The organism is Paraburkholderia agricolaris (assembly GCF_009455635.1).
Classification (GTDB): Bacteria; Pseudomonadota; Gammaproteobacteria; order Burkholderiales; family Burkholderiaceae; genus Paraburkholderia; species Paraburkholderia agricolaris.
Window position 1 is genome coordinate 3,597,222 of record NZ_QPER01000002.1, and the last position, 16,367, is coordinate 3,613,588.

Below are 16,367 nucleotides of genomic sequence, written 5' to 3' on the forward strand. Positions count from 1 at the left end.
CCCTTTAAACGAAGCGTGAGTGTAGGGGGAGACCCTAGTAGGGACGCCCGCAATTTACGCAACAGGATTTTTCAGAATCAGCAACAATCGGATCGGGGCAGGCACTAAGTCTTTATTTTTCATACGTTTATCGCAAAATACGGGCTGCGCCGCACCTGCTCTGGACAGAATTTGTTCGCAACATATCAATATTAAAGTTGTGTGTATGCAACAGCGTTTAATATGCTCGACGTAATCGGGTCGGAACGTTAGAAAAGTGAGAGATGACTGATTGCCTGAAAATCAGGCATTTGCAACAGGTTCAATTCCACTCGATATAAATTTATTTTAGAAAAGCGGGAACTTAATTGCTTTAATAAGGTCGCCGATTTAATGGCTTGGAATACGCCCGGGGACGGCTATCAAATAGCCGTGATTAAGCTGGACCTAAGGCGTGCCGCTAAAAAAGGGGCGATCGCCCCCGGGCTTGACGAAGTGCGCTACAAAGCGGGCGGCAAGCGAGCCGAAGTAAAGCCTTCAGCACGGGCGTTGCCCGGAGGTGAGTTGCGGCGCCGACCGCCGCGTGACAGAGGCCCGTGCTGAAAGCGGACGGCATATATCGAACTGCCTTCCGTATTCAATTAACGGCGTCGCCGGGACCATTTTTTACACGGAGTTTCCCTAATCTCCGGCCGCCGCTCATTGGGCTCGCCGCGAACCTGCCGGCGCCAGACGCCGGCGCACATTTGCGGCAAGTTCGCCGATTCCATCTCTCAAGGCAAATGGCGGCGATACTGCCGTGGGACGTGCGGTGCTTAATACCCGGCATATTGCCGTATCCGATATTGACGCTTCCCAACCAAACAAAAAGGATTCCTGAAACCTGGAAGCCTTCTTCACAACTCGGGTGAGTCGCGGCGAATCCACCCAGACCCGCCCGTTACGTAAAACGCAAACGCGCTCACAGCACCTCGGCTATCCGTTCGGCGACCGACTCGCCGCTGACCTCCAGAAACCTCGCGGCGATGGCGATCCCGGTCGAGTCGCCACTGCGCAGCACCGAAGCCACGCAGCGGCGCCAGTCCTTGTCGCCCAGAACGTAGAGGCACCAGCCCTGCAATGCGAGGATGGCCGGCGAGCCCGGCTCGTGTTCTTCGATTTGTATCAGCAGGCGCAGCGCTTCAATCCACTTGCGCGAATTGACGAGCAGCCGCACCTCGCAGATATCGACCGCGGACGGTTTGGGGTGCAGCAAGCGCAAGGCAAGCAGCAGTTCCTCCAGGTCGGCGCGCGCGTCGACCCTGAGCCCCGCGGCGAAAATCGACAGCAACACGCCGAGCACCTTCGGACTGCATTGAATGTTCGTCATGTTTCGTCCTCGCGATATGCCCTGCCCAGCCGTCGTTCGCACGCGACCTTTCATTATTCCAGGCGGAGTGACACTCTGCCCGGCGAATCCGAAGAACCGCCCGGCAACGCGAAGTCTCGCGCCAGCCGTACCTCTTCGCCCAGGCAAAAAAAACAGCGCGCCGTTTGCTGCATATCGATCGGCCGCCGGAGATTCGCGCGACGACACCTCACTTCGCATCCGCTCAGGTGCGCCGCACTCAATCTCATACCCTTTCCGCTGGATCGGCGCCTGCCTGCGATCACACCGATTCCCCCGACATCCGTACATCCAACCTGCGAGAGAACCATGGCCTCCAATGCGATTACGTCACAGTTTATGAACAACGATTCGTCGATGTACAACATGAACTTCAACGGTTCCCAGTCCAGCGGCGGATCGAACAATGCAGAGGAACAGCAGCTCATTTCTGACATTGAAAAGCTCTTTTCCGAAATGGGCGGCAACAACAGCTCCGGCTCGAGCGGCGCTCAAAACAGCCCCTACGACCCGAGCAGCTATTTGAACAAGGGTGGCAACCAGGGACAGGAGTTTGGTCAAGGCCAGGGTCAGAACCTGGGTTTGGGCCAAGGTCAGGGCGATGGCCAGCAAGGTTTCCGCGACGTCAAGATCAACTCGGGCGCCGGCGGCGAAGCATTGCACCTGAAGGAAGGCCCGGACGGCACCCTCTACAACGGCAGCGGCAATTCGGTGGGTGTCATTGGGGCCGACGGCAGCGTCACGCTCAATTCCGGCGCCACGGATGAAATCAAGCGGCTGGAAACCGGCGGTCAGAACCCGTTTCAACTATTGGCTTCCGGTGGTCCGGTGCAAGGGACCAAGGGCGACGGCGGCAACGTCACGTTCTCGTCTTCGCAAGTCAGCATCGCCGACGGCGACCTGAATCAGCAAAACGATTTCTGATCGCTCGCGCAACCGTGGCGCCTGACTTTCTGAGTGAAGCAGGCGCGGGTTGCGTTGTTCGGCGCATTGCGCTTGAGTTTTGCCCACTGGGCCGGACATGACATTGGACACCCCCGATCTGGAATTACGCAGCGTCCTGCCTTCGATCATCGGGAGCGGATTCGACGATCCGTATCCCGTGTACGACTACCTGCGCGCGAATTGCCCCGTGCATCGCGATGCAAGCGGCGTCTGGCTGCTCTCGTCACATGCGCTGATCACGCGCATGCTCGACAATCGCAACTTCTCCGCGCGGCCGCCGACGATGGATCTCGCGGCTGACGACCCGCTCGGCTATGCAAGCATGATCGTGTTCCAGCATGCGGACCAGCATGACCGCCTGCGGCACCTGCTCGCACCCCTGTTCTCGCGCAAGTCGCTCGCTACGCTGCAGGACTTCATCGATGCGGAAATTGCGCGTCTGCTAGAACCGTTGCAGGACGCCGCGCGTTTCGATCTCGTCGCCGAGGTGGCAAGCGTCTTGCCGCTGCGCACGATCTGCCACCTGCTCGGCTTTCCGGTATCGAACGCAGCAAACTATCTGCAGGCGTCCATGGGCGCATGGCAGTTGATCAGCGGTGCCCCGCTGAGTGCCGGGCAGCGTGCTCACGCGGTGGCACAGACGCAAACCTTTCTGGATCACATCGACTCTCTCATCCGCGCGATCGATCCGGCCCGCTCGCCCGAGCATCCGGTCGCCTGGTTTCTGCGCCTCGAGAAGGAGGGGGAGTTCACGCGCCACGAAATGCTCGTCAACATTCTGTTTCTCTTCATCGCGGGCTACGGCACGACGTTGCTGTCGATAGGCAACAGCGTCGCCGCCGCGTTGCGCCAGCCTCGCGCATGGCGCGCGTTGCGCGACGATCCAGGGCTGATTCCACAAGCGGTGCGCGAGCTGTACCGCTACGATCCCGCCGTGCAGGCGATCTTTCGCTATGCCTGGCAAGATACCGAATTCGACGGCCATCTGATCCGGCGCGGCGAACTGGTCGCCTTACTGCTCGGCGCCGCCAATCGCGATCCGGACGAATTCGACTCGCCCGATGAGATCGACTTCGCACGCACTCAGGGCCGTTCACTAACGTTCGGCGCGGGTCCGCATAGCTGCATGGGTGTCGCGCTCGCGCGCATGCAATTGGAATCGCTGCTGCGCGCGTTGCTGCATCGTCTGCCCGACTTGCAACTGGGCGCCGCCGAACCGCGGCGCCTGCAGCGTGGCACGTTTCATGGCTTCGATCAGCTTTGGCTCGAACGGCCATCCTGATCTTCAGACGCTTCCTGCCGGCTCACGTATCGGTTCCAGCGTGCATCGAAGGTGCGCTTGTACGCCCAGATCGACGCGGCGCCGATGATCGTCTCATAGGACCCGGCGATCGCGTACAGAACCGGCTGATGCAAAAAATATGGCCCCAGTGCCGCGCCCATCAGTGGAGAAGTGTAGGTCCCGATAGTCAGCCCAAGACGTGCCGGATTGATGCCCATCGCTTCCCGCGCGCCCGCGCCCCAGGCTTCGCGCCATCCCACCGGCTTGCTCTGCTCGAGAAACGCCGCCGCGATCTCCGGCGCGTCCAACTGGCTCATGCGCGCCACCACCGCCTCGCGCTCGGCCGGTTCCGCGCCGCAACTTGTCAACGCATCGTCGACGATCGTTATCAAGCGCTCCTTCGACAAGTCCATCTCGCTCAACTCGTCGAGCCTGCCGTGCAATTCGGGCGGAAGCGCCAGATGACCTGGCAGTTTGCCCTCCTGTTCCAACTGGCGATACTGGCCGGCAAAATACTTGACCGACATGATGCCGGTCACCGCGGACAGGAGTACCGCACCGACGGAGAACAACGCGCCGCCGACCCGCTCACCGACCTTGTGCGCCACCTCGTCGATCGAACTGGCTGCGGCGAGGGCCGCTGCCGCGAACGGTGCGAGGAACACGACTCGCTTGCGCATTTCGGCCGGCGTCATGCCGGCGCCGCGCAGCGCCGACAGTTCGGCGGCTTCGGCCATGACATCGTCGCCTGAAGCCGCGATGAACTTTGCGACGCCGCCCAGATGCAGCGCGTCCTGAACGATTTCCACCGTCGGCGCCATCACGGCCAACGACTTGATGATCGCCTGGGCGCCTTCCGAGGTGCTGTTGGCGTCGTCGGCAGTCAACAGGCGGTGCGCGTACTCGCGCCCGAACGTACTGCCAAGGGTTGCATTCAGGGCGGCGAGCTCGCGCGTCGAGGCAGCGTCGCCACCGCTTGCGGTTACACGCATGACGCTGCCGGAAAAGGTGCGGATCAACCCGGTTGAACGGGTGAAATCCAGCTTGTCGGCGAGCTCCCCGGCGGACTGGCGCTCGAGCAGTTGGCCCCGAAAACTGGCGTCATCCACTTTAGCCAGAGACTTTGCCCATTGCTTCGGATGGTTTTCGTTGATGCGATCCCGGTCCGCCTGAATCACCGTCGGCTCGATGTCCGCCTTGACGAGATCAGGCAACCAGTTCGACACGAAATTGTGCTGCGACTGAGTCGCCACATGGCGAATCGCTTCCAGCACGCCATCAGGCGTCTGCTTGCATTTGACGAACTGCAGCGTCGCGCCCTGCCGATGCAGCTTATCCAGCGCGCGCTTCGCCGCGGGACTCAATTCGCTGAGCCGTTCGATTTCGCGCGGCATGTCGCCGTCGGCCTGGAACGTGACACTCTCGAAATGATCGTCGATGAATACCGGTACCTGTGGCCCACTTTCAACGCCCAAGGCATTCCATAAGTCGCGCCGCGCATCGAGCCACTCGCGTTGTTCAGATGGCAATGCCGCGAGCACCTCGGGTGGCCACGACACCATGTGTCCCGCATCGAACGCGTTGTCTCCAGAAGCTTGTGCACGCACCGTTAGCGGTTGCATCATCAGCGCACCGTCAGCGTCTGCGAAATCCACGTCGAGACTGGCTCGTGTCTGCGGCCCCTGCGAACCGAACCATTCGGTGAGACGTGCCCGGTCTTCCCGCTCCTGCTGCTCCCACGTGGCACGCTGATGCAGATGGTCGACCACCTCCTTGAGCCGCTCACAACGGCTCTTCAGGCGTGGCAAACGGTGTTTCATCGCGTCGATGCGGCGCCCCATCACCGGGGCTCGCTCGTATCCGAGCCCATACGCGATATCTTTCGCGGACAGCTTCACATCGGCGCGGTTGGCCGCCTCGATCAACGTAAGCGCGCGACTGATGTCTTCCGCGTCGGCGTCGCGAGTCTGCGAGGTTTCGGGCAGCGCCGCAGGGGCGGTCTTCGCTCGAGACAGCGCCGGCAGCGCGCGTTGCCTGCGTGCTGCGGGGGGCGTCGCGGGTGCGGTCGGATCGGTACCGGCTGCAGCCCGCGCAGGCGCTGCGGGCTTCGACGCGTCGGGATGCTCCCGCGGTCGCGCGCTCAGACCGGCCACTGACGGTGGACGTACGTGAGTCGGAGGCGGATTGGACGACTCCGCCTCCTTGTGCTTATCGCCGCCTTGCTCATCGAACGCGCCGGGGCTGCTCCCGGAAGTCACCTTGACCATCGGTTCACACCGTCGCCAGCGTCTCGAGCCCCACGTCGCCGACGAAACGGATCAGCGAATCGAGCAGCGCCTGACCCGACGCCTGCTGGTCGAGCCGGTAGCGGAACGAGTAAAACAGATGCCCGGTTTGCGGATGCACGCCAAGCGAGCCGCGCTGGCTGGCATTGAGTTTGAAATTGATCATGAGAAACGTCTTGTAGACATCAGCCCGATTGTCGGGAAGCGGGCCCATGTCGATATAAACCTGTAGCAGATCCGGGTCGAAACTCTCGTCATAGATCAAGGCCACGAGATAGTCGTCGATTCTCAAACGGCCACCGTCGAGCAGCGTCTTCGGCGAATCGAAGCCGACCACCTTGCAGAGTTCCTGGACAACGCGCTTGTATTCGGAAGTGTTCATGGAAATTTCGCTCGCGAACAATGGGTGAAGCGCGCCGCCGTCAATCGGACCCGGCGCGCCTGCTTAAGCCGACGTTACGTGGATGACGATCCGGGCGGATGATCGCCCTGCTCCGGCGTGCGTCGTGTAGGCAGCCGAAGCGGTTTCAGACGCCCCTGGGTCACGCTCTTCTGGCCGACACGCAACGGCGATATCAATTCGATCGTGTGACCCTCGCCGAACTGCGTGTGGATCACCTGCGTATCCGTTGCATCCATCAGCTTCTGCGCGGACCGCTCGACAATCCCCGCTTCGGTGCTGGTCGTCAGCACTACGGGAGAGAATGTAGCGAGCCGGTCGTGACGAACAATGATGTTTTCATCTTCCAGAGTCGTGATGATCCGGTCGGCCTGGTACTCCATGGGATCGATCACCGGCATGTGGCCCATGCCACGCTCTTCGAGCCGCTTTTCGATGCGCTCCTTCAGCGCCGGATAGTGGGTGCAGCACAGCCACAGCGAGGTAGCATCCTGCGGCACCTTGTCGACATACTCCGCGACGGTTGCGTCCACCTCGCCCGAGACTTCGGGATCCGTGCTCAGGTGGTCGAGATTGTTCACCCGCTCGGCCCAGCCCGGCGCGCCGATTGCGTAGCCGTCCCGCAGCCTGACGTTGCGCTTCGACTGATCGACACCGGCGCGTGCGTATTGCGCGATCTTCGAAGGGTAATCGGGTGATTCGGCGGTCCTTTGCGTCGACAGCATGGCCGGCCGGTCCCCACCATGATTGACAATCTGCTCAGCCGTCGTTTCGATCAGATCGAGCACCGGCACGGAGATGCCGTCATTGGCCGTCGGGAACGCCGTGCAGGCCGTGTTGCACGCCATCGCAATGACATCCACGCCGACGTCCTCGCCGGTCTTCAACCCCTTGGCGACCAGCGAAACGAGTTCCTCGTGCTCTTTGTCACCGTATGCACCCGAGCCATGATCCGTCACGATCACAAGACGCGCTTTGCGTGGCATCCGGTACTGCAGAAACTTCGCGACATTCTGCGCGGCAATCAGTCCGCCGTTGCCCGAATCGAACAGCCCAACGAGGAACGGCTTGTCGTGGTCAGGCGAGCGCTTCGCAACGATTCCGCCTGGCGGCAGTTGCGCGACGTTGGTCCGCAGCAGTTCGAGCATCCCCCGGTGCACATCGAGCGAATGACCATCGACGCCCGTGTAGTTCCGCCCATCCGCGGTGGGTTGATTGACTTCGCGGCCACGTGTAACGCCGTCCACAGCACCTGCTTTTATAGTCGCGCGAATCGCATCGTCCTGCTGTTCGCCCGTGAGCAACTTGTCGAGTTTGCCGGCACGCTGCAGCATCACCGCGCCGATCGCGGTCGCACCCAGATTCGAGTTCCATGCGGTTACCGGATGATCGGCCGGCACCGCGGCGGCCATCGTTGCACCATCGAGCGCTTTGGGTATCCCCGCGAGGCCGCCCATGCCGGCTTCGTTACCGCCATCACCAACACCGACGGTTGTGATGTCTTCACGCCTTCTCGCGTTGATCAGCAGTTGGTCGACCGGCGCGTTGAAGCCGTTGATGTTCTTGCCGCGCATATTGAGGCGCTCGCCATTTTCGTTGCGGCTGGGCAATTCGATTGCCACCACCGCGTCGGGACGATGCTTGTCGAGAAGCGCGTCTGCCTGTCTGGAGGCGGCATGACCTGCATGCGGTGCATCCATGACGTCAAAGCGCGCATATTGCTCAGCCTCGGGGTTCAGCGCCTTCACCGCCGCGCGCAGCACGGGCTCGTTAGCCTTGTCGGTGACGAAGGTGACCACCTTGCCAAGCTCCCACAGCGCGTGTGCCAGGGCGGCGGCGCCCGGAGGGCCATCGGTCTCCGGCAAGCCTGGACTGGCAGGATTCGCGGGATCGGTGTGATCGACAGAGAAGCCCGTGAGGATCATCACCCGGTCGGCGTGCTCGAGCGCTTTCGCCGCGCTCAAGGCGCCCCCCTCGACGTGAAAGCGGGAAACGTCGCGCAGGTCGTTCGCGGTCAGCAGACGATCCAGCCGCGCGGATACGCGTGTTTCCTGCTCTGTGACGGCCTCGTCCGCGTCCGCGGATTTCGCTTTGGCAGCGCCGCCTTTGCCGAACTTTGCAGCGATCTTCCTGGCCGGTGCGAAATCCGCCAGGCGTTTCAACACAGACGGCCCCTTTGACTGCTCGGTGGGCTTTGTCGAAGACGCCTGCTCCTGAGGTTCACCTGCCCGGCCACTGCTGCGCTCTGGTTCGGGACTGGCCGCCCCGGTTATTTTTCCATCCATAATGAGACACCTTCCGTATCGTCATATCGGGGATACAGCGAGGGGTCACTCTACGAGCGCAATAGAACTGTCATATTCGGCGAGGCGACGTCAGCAACGGTCAAACGAATCTGCACTCCAAATATAATTATGGATGCCGAATTATATTGTGCTCACGAGGCATCACGCCGCAACACGTTACTGCGACAGGAACTGAACGTCGTCCTGATTGCCGGTCCAGTTGTCGTACGAAACGACCTGCGGTCCGGAGCCGCCGTCCGTATTGTTTGAACCAACCAGCGTGATGCGGCCGTTGTCGTTGCTGGCGACGATCTCGACGTGCTCGTCGCCGCCGACGATACATACGTCGCCCGGTTTTGCCTGGCTTCTGCTTTCGTTGTGCCAGCCGTCGCCCTTGAGTTCGCCGGCCAGCGTACCGACGCTATTCGTGTGTTGCGAGTCCGGCAGTTCACCGGCCTTGACGAGACAGGCGGAGGCGAAGTTCGCACAGCACACGTCGGTCGGAATACCCTTGTCCATCGGCACTTGCTGGTTCTGCATGATGCTGGCCGCCGATGTATTGAGCAGCCCTTCGGCAATACCCGCCGGGTTGCCGGAACCGGCTCGCTTCACATTCAGATCGCCTTGCTGGCCCGTACCTCCCCCGCTTCCGCTACCCGAAGATGCGCCGGCGTGGCGGGTGGGCGCGAAGCCGCCACCGCCTCCTCCGCTTCCCCCGCCATACCCTGTGCCACCCGAAGCGCCGTCGGATGAGCTCGATTCACTCATTATTTCCATCAGCGCCGCCAGCAGTTGTTGTAACGCGTCATCCAGAGCGCTATTCGATGCGCTACCCGCTGCGTCCCATTTCGAACTGGAATTGTCGATCTTGTTTTGCCATGAGGTCCAGTAAGCGGTGTCGTCTCCGCCTTGCGCGCCGGGTGCTTGCTGAAATGAAGAGGCGTCAAAGGACGTCGGGAACGACGTGGACGAAAAAGACAACGGGGAAATTGCGCTATTCGACATGACAATTCCTTTCGCGGCGTGCGCGGGCGGCTTCGCAGCGCGCCGTGTGATTGAGCGCCAGATGCGGTGGACACGCTCTAAGGCGTCCCCTACCTTAGAACGAGGAAGCGGCCACGGCAGGGCGGCATGCGTAGCGACGAACGAAAAAACGAAATTTGCGAGCGCTCGGGTTGTGCGTTGCGGACGCGCTATGTCAGCTCCTGCGCCACCTCGTCACGCATGAACCGGCTGACCGACAGGACGTCGTCGAGCGCCCACGTGCAGTGATACCAGCCGGTCGGCACGATCAGAAGGTCGCCGGGTTCGAGAATCACATCAACGGGCGATGCTTGCGCAAACTGCGGAAACCGCACCAGATCCAGTGTATCGGCATTGACGCGGCATAGCTGATGGGAATTGAACGCGTCGAGGACATACAGCAGCTCGCTCTGCCCGGGCGCGAACAGCCGCACCTTCTTGCGGCCACGTACCTGCGCCAGAAAGGAACTGGCGATATCGCAATGCAAGCCCGTGACGAAACCGTCGCGCCGCCGTCCGCTCCACAACTGGGCCGCGCTGAACGAGGCAGCGGGCAAACCGGGCAACGCGAACAATGGTGCAAGTTTTTCGGGCAGCAGACATCCGTCTGTATACGGTGGCACGCTACCGTGCCGATCATCATGCTCACGGCCGGGCACCGGCAGCACGTCGCGCAGCCGCAGCGGATCATCGCCGGGCGCCGCCTCGCGCAGCACGATATCGCCATAGCGCGCGTCCCATTCGACGGGATCCCATTGCACCGCCGGCCAGTCGAGCACACGTTGCAGATGCAGCGGCGTGCTGCGCCGCACGGCGTCGAGCATCGCGACACGGTCGCACATCGCAATGGCCGGCACCACGGCAAGCGCCACCGGCGCCACCGCCCGCGCGCGGGCAAGCGCGGCACGCGCGGCGGGTTCCGGACGCTTGAGCAATTGCAGCCAGTAGTAAGCGAAGCGGCTTTCGCCATCCACCCGAAAGCAGCCGTTGCACGCCCGCAGAAAGGCTTCGTTGCGCCAGTCGAATGCAGCGGGTTCCGCCAGCGCCCATGCCAGCGCACCGCGCGTCAGCGTGATGACAGCATCGGCCGGCGCGACGCCGCCCGACATCGCCAATCGCTCTCCCAGCACAAAGCGGCAATCGAGTTCGGGCGCATCCGCCACCCTGACGCCAATGCTCACCGGCCGCGCGGTGGGCAAGTAGTGCTCAGCCACGCGTTCATACAGCAACTCTGCAAGCCGCGCCGCTGGCCGGGCACTTTCCTGGTTGGCCGCGCCCATCACTGCGCCCCGCACCGCGAGCGCGCGAATCGAATGGCGGACCGGTCGGCAAACTGCGCGCCAGTCTGCTTGGGCGAAATGGATTTCAGAACAAGGCTCGTCAAGGTTCGGGCGACACAGTCGGAAGAAGCCATACTTTCCCGCTGGCCTCAACTGAGTGCTTCGTCCGGTGCGAAGCCTGGCGCAATGCCGCGAACGCACGCGGCGTTGCGCGTCGGTGCGTCCGGTCATTCAAAAATTCGGGTCGCAGGCGCCCGGCGCACCTCCTTTGAGTTGTACTGCGTAGATTGCACCCAGGTGAGCCCGCCGTTTCGATGAAACCTTTCACGACCTCACTACCGGCTTTGTCCGCGCTTCGTTTCATCCTGCTTTCGGGCGGTGTCGCGGCCCTGAGCCGGGATCGCCGCGCAGCGCGGGCGGTTCGGGCCGCATCGGCTGCGGCGCTCACGGGTTTGCTCGCTGCCTGTGCCCAGCCACCCTTGGCCGAGCAGATCCCGCCGGCCAACGCAACCTTGCCCGCCTCGTTGCGCGCCACGCCACAGGAAATCCTCCAGGATGCGCTGACCGCCGTCGGTGACATCACCTACAGTTGCCGCCGCGACGGCGAGCGACTGTCCTGGGTTCCAACCGGTTCGGAAGCCACGCTGGTCGACGGCGCGCGGCAGAGCGTCGGCACGGTCGCACCAGGACGCTATTTCACGGCCTACGACGGCAGCTATGTGATTGGCCGCGTGACGGGCGAAGAGATCGTCACGACGGGTGCGCTGTCGTGGCAGCGCCTCAGCGCGAAATTCAACGCCGGCGAGCGGCAAGGTCAGGGCCGCTTTGCGAAAACCAGCTCGGTTCAGCGCGTGCGAACCTCCGGTGGCGTGCCACCCGCCCCTTCGTGTAACCAGGAAGGGACGTCGCTGTTCGTCCCCTATAGCGCGACATATCTGTTCTATCGGACCGCGGAGCCAGCCTCTGCCGATGCTGCCACCACGCCGGTTGCTGATCCCGCCGTGATCGTGTCGCACACGGAAGCCCCTGGCGCGGCGCCCGCTCGCGGGCAGTAAAAGCGCAACCGCCGCATGTTTCGGAGAAGCCGATGAATTTTCGCCCCATGTCGTGGCTAAGCACACTGTTGCCGGGCAACAGCGCGCATGCGTCGAACCTGCCCGGCACTCCGGCTTCCGCACCGGCATCAAAGCCGCAACCGGGCGCCGCGCCCGACACGCCCCTCGGCGGACTCGCGCAGGCCGCGGACAAAGCCAGACACAATCCCGGCACCCGACTCTTTCGCACCGTCACGACAACGAGCGTCAAACTCGAATCGACCACGGTCTCGGCAGGCGGGCTGACAAACCCACTTGCCGATGCCTCGCTGCCTCGGCCACCACGCAGAACGCCGCTCCCCGAGCCTGCGCCGCCGGCGCGCAATGACGTGCGCATGGGCCCGCAGGGTGGTCGGCTAGGCAGCGGTTCGGTCCAGCGCGTGAGCGCGCATCTGGTCACGGACGGCGCGGCAAGCCGGAGCGTGCCGGTGCCGAAGTTCATGAGTCCGCGGGCAATCAAATCATTTCTGACCCGCACACGGCAGCGCAAGTTGACCGCCGAAGCACGCGTGTGGGCTGACGATCTCGACACACACTTCGAAACGCCGAGACTGGCGATCGGCGCGCTCTTTCCCCCACCTGACAGTAGCGACCCGCAAGCCCTGGCCGCTCATGGGCAAGCACTGAACTCACTGCTCGACGAACTGACATTGCACCGCCCAACCCCGGCACAAGCCGACCCGGCGCTGGGGGCCACGGTCGAACGCCTGCCCCATGATTGCGCGATGCCGCTAGCGGACGCCCTCGCGCGCGCAAGCGGCGGCGATGCGCGGACTGCGCAGCAGATCCTCGCGCGCTTGCAGGAACCGCTCGATATCGACGACCCGCGCACCAGTGTGCCGAACGAAGCTATCGAGGAGAAAGCATGGCAATGCGCGCAGGATCTCGCGCATACGCGCTGCGCGGCGCTCGACGCGCTACTGCGTTTGCAGTACGGCACAGCGCAAGCCGATTGCGAACGCGGCAACGGCAAAGCGGCGCGGCTGGTGGTCTACCTGCAGGCCGGTCATAAGCTGCGCACGCTGGAGAAGAATCTGGGCGCGACACCCTCGGCGCTCAATCCGGACCGCACGCGCGACCGCTTGCTCGGCGACGCCCGTGCCCGGCAAGCCACGCTCGCGCTCACAGCCGCCCGGCAATTGCCCGATACCCCCACCGGTTCCCGCGACATCGGCGCCTGTTCGCCGGAACAGATCACGGCCTACCGGACGTGGCAATGGGGCTTCGATGAAAGCGGCCGCGGCTCGCAGCTGGAAAAAGCCTCGCAACTGCTTTACGAGGGCGGCACGAAGTGGGTCGAGCTGGGTGCGAAGCGGCAGGCGCTGAAAGATCGTGCGATGGGCTCGATCGACGGCGCCCCTCCCGCGCAGCGCATGGCCCGCGTCAAGGCGCGCGTGGCGCTCGCCGCCCATGACGTCCCGCGCGCCTTCAGCAAGCAGCGCACGCCCTACCGGACGATGCCGAACATGCTCGGCGCGGACGTGCCGTTCTTCGACACGTTACGCGGCCAGTACGACACCGCACTGATCGACGTCCGCACCGGCTTGCTGGAATACAGCCGGCAGCAGATGCCGCACGCGACGAATCCGGCCACGCTGATGAACACGGCGCTCAATGTCGGCCGGCTCGATACATGGCAGGCGGCCCGTCCCGACGTCCCGACGAATGCCGCTCCGCACGAGCTGCAGAAACGCCGCCCTGAATCGTTCGGCATCGGCCGGCGCGAAGCGCAGCGGATGTGGCAGGACGCACGGGCGAGCGTTGAAAACATGCGCACGGGCGCAAACGACGGGCTGATCCAGCGGACGCTGGACCTGTTCGACAGCCGGGCGCAGCGCGATGCTTTCGTCAAGGAGATGACCCAGGGCGCCGCGAGCGACGACGCGAAAACCGGCTTCACGCTCGCCGCCCTCGAGCGCTGGACGATGGCGAGCGGCATGAAGCAGGACGACCCGGCGCGCGCCGAACAGTTACGCGAGAAAATCGACACGGCACGCGACCTGACCACGCAGCCCGGCATCGCACCGCTCGAACGCATCTCGACGGAAAACCTGCGTGACCAGCAGCACGAGTTGATGGAGCAAAACGTGCTCGGCACGATCTACACGTCCTACGACGGCGGCATGCTCGGACTCGACGCGAATCTCTGGGCCAACCTGCCCGCCAAAGTCAGGCTGACGTCGGTGGGCCCGATCCTCTCGGCAATGGGCGGCCGCGACGCTGTCTACGCAGTAGGTACCGCGTACGACGGCGGCCAGATGCAATTCGGCACGCGCAACCGCCTGAATACGTCGGTCGGGGCACAAGGGTTTCTTGGCATTGGCGGCGAGGTCGGCAAGGTGAAAGGCATCGCCGGCGCGGTGGCCTCCGCCACCGTCAACGGCGCGGTATCGCGCGAAGACACCGTTGTGCTGCGCGCGCATCGCGCCTCGGCAACGCGTCTTGGTCAAACGCCCGACGCCAATCAATGGCGCGACGACAGCAGCAAAATGGTCGACGCCTACTGGGATGCGATCGAGCAGTCGGCCTCGCCGGAAGGCTTCATGCAAAAGCTCGCGGAACTCACGGCGGATAATCCGCGCATCTCGCTGTCTTCGCAGACCTACGGCGCGACCACCGTCACGGCCACGCCAACCGCCGGCGTCGCAGTACGCGCGAATGTCGACGACAGTCCGGACGCGCCGAATCGCGTCGGCATCTACGTCAACGCGGGTTTGAACACCACGTTGTTCGCGGGTGGCAATCGCACCGAAACCGGCGAGTTCACCAACGTCGTCGATTCGACCATCTTTCAGAACACCGTTACCGCGGGCGCCGGTGCGCAGTTCGCGCCGCGCCTGATCCACAACGGCGACGGCCACGGCGAAGTGAAATCCGTCAGTGCGGCCAGCAAGACGCTTGCGGCGGCGTCGACGGAGTTCGCTCGCCTCGGGCGTTCCGGCTTTATTTATCTGACTCGTGACAATCGCGGCTTTGTGCCCGAATTCATGCTGCGCGACGTGATGTACCGCAACGCGGACGACTGGGGCCATGCGATTCGCGCCAATCCCGCCTGGGTAGCGGGCGTGGGAGCGCAGCGGCTGGAGCAGGTGCTCAGCGAGGCCCAGGATGAGTCGTCCGGCGAATTCGCTTTTGGCGAGCGCTGGATCATCAAGGAAGAGCGTGTGCCGAAACTCAACCACTATCTGACGCTCAGCCGCCAGTTGAACGAACAACGCGACAACGCCCCGAGCCGACGCGAGCGTGCCGCTATCGACGCGAAACTGCACGCGCTGGAAAAGAAGATGGACGACGAACTGAACGATCCGCATGCATGGCGGCCACTCGGACTGTACGGCCTGCGGGAAACGACACGCAGCAGTTCCCAGGGCTGGAAGTATGGCGTGCGTGCTTCGCACGAACAAACGCAAAGCGGCATTGGACTGACGATGTGGGAACCGGTCACGCCGCGCCCGGCGCTCACACCGGGTGCCACCGCGCCGGGTAGCGGCATCTAGAGGCGCACCCGTGAGGGAACCCCTCGCCGCCAGGCCAAGGTTCGAGTTGACCGCGGGCACGACACCGCTTGGCATCGGCCGCACCTCCGAGGTGTTCGAATGGTCGCCGGGTTGGGTGGTGAAACTGTTTCGCCCGGGTTACCCGTTGCTCCAGATCGAACTGGAGGCTCGCCTCGTCGACCACGTATGTCATGCAACCTACGAGAATTCGGCGTTTCTTGTGCCGTGCCCAGGCGGAATCGTCGCTGTCTCGGGTCGCCACGGATTGCTCTATCGGCGCGCCGGAGGACAACCCATGGTTAGTGCAATGCGCCAGACGGGATGTCCGTCGCCCCTCGCACGCTGCGGCGAGCAACTGGCCAATCTTCATTTCGCGATACATCGTATCCAGGCCGGCGCTCACACGCGGTTGCGCGGCTTGCCGCACCAGCACGCGAAATTGCGCTGGTCGATCGAGGCAGCGCCAGACCTGCCGCGCCGGCTTCGAGCCGCGGCGCTGCATGCGCTCGCCGCGCTGGAATCTGCCGACGCGGCTGACGCATGCCTTTGTCATGGCGATTTCCATCCCTCGAACGTACTCGTATGCCGTGACGGAACCGTCTCCCTGCTTGACTGGATGTCCGCGGAGCGCGGCAACGCCTTCGCCGATCTGGCGAAAACATCGGTTCTCCTGCGTTTTGGGCGCACCTCGGAAACACACGTGATATCGCCGCACGAAGAGGCAGCACGCCAACAGGTTCACGATACCTACGTGAAACGCTACTTCGAACTTGCCGGTGTGCCCGACGGGCCCGCCCGCCTGGCGCGCTGGCTTCCGGTGGCCGCCACGGCGCGTCTGAGCGAAGGCATCGGCAGTGCCGAGCGGAGCGCATTGCTGCCGCTATCAGAAGAACTGCTCAAGGAGGAATAA

At 63.3% G+C, this 16,367-nt stretch carries 11 protein-coding genes; 5 read left to right on the top strand and 6 right to left on the bottom strand.

What is annotated here, in order from left to right; all coding sequences use genetic code 11:
- Positions 1 to 940: 940 nt before the first annotated feature.
- The gene (locus GH665_RS37345; RefSeq protein WP_153142013.1) at positions 941 to 1,348 is read right to left on the bottom strand and encodes an HrpB1 family type III secretion system apparatus protein; all 408 of its coding nucleotides are present in this window, start codon (positions 1,346 to 1,348) and stop codon (positions 941 to 943) included.
- Positions 1,349 to 1,675: 327 nt separating this feature from the next.
- Between GH665_RS37345 and GH665_RS37350 the strand changes: the two genes are divergently transcribed.
- Positions 1,676 to 2,290, top strand: a complete 615-nt coding sequence (locus GH665_RS37350) for a hypothetical protein (RefSeq protein ID WP_153142014.1) — start codon at positions 1,676 to 1,678, stop codon at positions 2,288 to 2,290.
- A gap of 97 nt (positions 2,291 to 2,387) precedes the next feature.
- Positions 2,388 to 3,593 carry a cytochrome P450 gene (locus tag GH665_RS37355; protein ID WP_153142015.1) on the top strand — a complete coding sequence of 402 codons (1,206 nt, stop codon included), beginning with the start codon at positions 2,388 to 2,390 and terminating at the stop codon, positions 3,591 to 3,593.
- Here GH665_RS37355 and GH665_RS37360 read toward each other — a convergent pair.
- The 5 genes from GH665_RS37360 to GH665_RS37380 form a co-directional block, all read right to left on the bottom strand.
- Complete coding sequence (locus GH665_RS37360; RefSeq protein WP_153142016.1) at positions 3,566 to 5,860, bottom strand: hypothetical protein; 2,295 nt, start codon at positions 5,858 to 5,860, stop codon at positions 3,566 to 3,568. The two genes, GH665_RS37355 and GH665_RS37360, sit on opposite strands and share 28 nt — an antisense overlap.
- Positions 5,861 to 5,864: 4 nt before the next feature.
- Positions 5,865 to 6,260 (bottom strand): type III secretion system chaperone family protein, encoded by a 396-nt coding sequence (locus tag GH665_RS37365; RefSeq protein ID WP_153142017.1) that lies wholly within the window; start codon positions 6,258 to 6,260, stop codon positions 5,865 to 5,867.
- Positions 6,261 to 6,334: 74 nt separating this feature from the next.
- On the bottom strand, positions 6,335 to 8,443 hold the full coding sequence (locus GH665_RS37370) for a glutamate cyclase domain-containing protein (protein WP_167531059.1): 2,109 nt from the start codon (positions 8,441 to 8,443) through the stop codon (positions 6,335 to 6,337).
- Between the two features lie 297 nt (positions 8,444 to 8,740).
- Positions 8,741 to 9,568 carry a hypothetical protein gene (locus tag GH665_RS37375; protein ID WP_153142019.1) on the bottom strand — a complete coding sequence of 276 codons (828 nt, stop codon included), beginning with the start codon at positions 9,566 to 9,568 and terminating at the stop codon, positions 8,741 to 8,743.
- A 188-nt stretch (positions 9,569 to 9,756) separates the two neighbouring features.
- Positions 9,757 to 10,866 carry a cupin-like domain-containing protein gene (locus GH665_RS37380; protein WP_167531060.1) on the bottom strand — a complete coding sequence of 370 codons (1,110 nt, stop codon included), beginning with the start codon at positions 10,864 to 10,866 and terminating at the stop codon, positions 9,757 to 9,759.
- A gap of 314 nt (positions 10,867 to 11,180) precedes the next feature.
- Between GH665_RS37380 and GH665_RS37385 the strand changes: the two genes are divergently transcribed.
- Genes GH665_RS37385 through GH665_RS37395 form a run of 3 tightly spaced genes read left to right on the top strand, consistent with a single transcriptional unit; the run spans position 11,181 to position 16,367 of the window.
- Entirely contained in the window at positions 11,181 to 11,921 is a 741-nt protein-coding gene (locus tag GH665_RS37385) for a DUF3455 domain-containing protein (protein ID WP_153142021.1), read from the top strand.
- A 32-nt stretch (positions 11,922 to 11,953) separates the two neighbouring features.
- Complete coding sequence (locus GH665_RS37390; protein ID WP_153142022.1) at positions 11,954 to 15,457, top strand: hypothetical protein; 3,504 nt, start codon at positions 11,954 to 11,956, stop codon at positions 15,455 to 15,457.
- Positions 15,458 to 15,467: 10 nt separating this feature from the next.
- Entirely contained in the window at positions 15,468 to 16,367 is a 900-nt protein-coding gene (locus GH665_RS37395) for a phosphotransferase family protein (RefSeq protein ID WP_167531061.1), read from the top strand.

Excerpts from the sequence above, each read along its gene's own strand:
- GH665_RS37345 (WP_153142013.1), bottom strand. The coding sequence starts at position 1,348 with ATGACGAACATTCAATGCAGTCCGAAGGTGCTCGGCGTGTTGCTGTCG.
- GH665_RS37350 (WP_153142014.1), top strand. The coding sequence starts at position 1,676 with ATGGCCTCCAATGCGATTACGTCACAGTTTATGAACAACGATTCGTCG.
- GH665_RS37355 (WP_153142015.1), top strand. The coding sequence starts at position 2,388 with ATGACATTGGACACCCCCGATCTGGAATTACGCAGCGTCCTGCCTTCG.
- GH665_RS37360 (WP_153142016.1), bottom strand. The coding sequence starts at position 5,860 with ATGGTCAAGGTGACTTCCGGGAGCAGCCCCGGCGCGTTCGATGAGCAA.
- GH665_RS37365 (WP_153142017.1), bottom strand. The coding sequence starts at position 6,260 with ATGAACACTTCCGAATACAAGCGCGTTGTCCAGGAACTCTGCAAGGTG.
- GH665_RS37375 (WP_153142019.1), bottom strand. The coding sequence starts at position 9,568 with ATGTCGAATAGCGCAATTTCCCCGTTGTCTTTTTCGTCCACGTCGTTC.
- GH665_RS37380 (WP_167531060.1), bottom strand. The coding sequence starts at position 10,866 with ATGGGCGCGGCCAACCAGGAAAGTGCCCGGCCAGCGGCGCGGCTTGCA.
- GH665_RS37385 (WP_153142021.1), top strand. The coding sequence starts at position 11,181 with ATGAAACCTTTCACGACCTCACTACCGGCTTTGTCCGCGCTTCGTTTC.
- GH665_RS37390 (WP_153142022.1), top strand. The coding sequence starts at position 11,954 with ATGAATTTTCGCCCCATGTCGTGGCTAAGCACACTGTTGCCGGGCAAC.